General features: G+C 71.2%; 1 protein-coding gene. It reads left to right on the top strand.

Annotation, left to right across the window (positions count from 1 at the left end):
• A partial coding sequence (locus tag AB0N02_RS47320; protein WP_363961763.1) for an amino acid adenylation domain-containing protein occupies positions 1-1,422 on the top strand: 1,422 nt, incomplete at both ends.

Raw genomic sequence — 1,422 nt, 5'->3', positions numbered from 1 at the left:
CACGAGGTGTTTGAGTGGGGGGTGCGGGAGCACCCCGACGCCACCGCCCTGATCGAACCCGGCGGCCGCACCCTGACCTACCGGCAACTCAACACCGCCGCCAACCAACTCGCCCACACCCTGCACACCCGCGGCGTCACCCCCGGCGACCTGATCGGCCTGCGCATCCCCCGCAGCGCCCACTACGTCACCGCCCTGCTCGCCGTCCTCAAAACCGGAGCGGGCTACGTCCCCCTCGAAGACGGCCTGCCCGACGAACGCCTCAAACTCATGGCCACCGAGACCGGCCTGCACACCGTCATCACCGCAGACCCCCTCACCTGGACCCACACCCCCACACCCCGGCTGAGCCTGACCCACGACGCCGCCCTCATCGCCACCCACCCCACCACCAACCCCGGCATCCCGGTCGGCCCCGACGACGTCTTCTACGTCCCCTACACCTCCGGCTCCACCGGCAAACCCAAAGGCACCCTCGTCCCCCACCGCGCCATCCCCGGCTTCTACACCGGCGTCGACTACGCCACCTGGGGACCCCAAACCATCAGCCTGCTGCACTCGGCCCTGTCCTGGGACGGCAACCTCGTCGAGATCCTGCCGCCCCTGCTCAACGGCGGCTCCGTCCTCATCCACCCCGGGCCCGACCGCGACCCCCTCACCGTCGCCGAAACCGCCCACACCCACGCCGTCACCACCCTGTTCCTGCCCACCGCCGCCTTCAACACCATCATGGCCAGCCGCCCCGACCTCCTGGCCGGCCTGCACCACCTGCTGTTCGGCGGCGAAACCGTCTCCCCCGCCCACGTCCGCACCGCCCTGACCGCCTTACCCGACACCCGCCTCATCCACTGCTACGGCCCCAGCGAGTGCACCGTCTTCACCACCACCCACCCCGTCACCCCCGCCGACCTGCAACGCCCCACCATCCCGATCGGCACCCCCATCGGCGACCGCCGCGTCCACCTCCTCGACCCCGTCACCGGCACCCCCACCCTGCCCGGCCAGCTCGGTGAGATCTGCATCAGCGGCCCCAGCCTCGCCCACGGCTACCTCAACCGGCCCGCCCTCACCGCCCGCCACTTCACCCCCCACCCCACCGGGCAAAACGGCGAGCGGCTCTACCGCACCGGCGACCTGGCCGCCCAAACCCCCGAAGGCCACCTCCTCTTCCACGGCCGCACCGACACCCAGCACAAAATCCGCGGCTACCGCATCGAACTCACCGAGATCGAAATCGTTCTGGCCGCCCACCCGCACATCGTCCACGCCGCGGTCACCACCCACCCCGACCCCACCGGAGTGGCCCGCCTGACCGCCTACCTCACCACCCGCCCCGGCCACACCCCCACCACCACCGACCTGCGCACCCACCTGACCCCCCACCTGCCCGACTACATGATCCCCACCACCTACCTCCACCTC

Source organism: Streptosporangium sp. NPDC051022 (genome assembly GCF_040683035.1).
Taxonomy (GTDB): Bacteria; Actinomycetota; Actinomycetes; order Streptosporangiales; family Streptosporangiaceae; genus Streptosporangium.
Note: the sequence above shows the minus strand (reverse complement) of the source record. Positions and strands in the feature narration are given on the sequence as shown.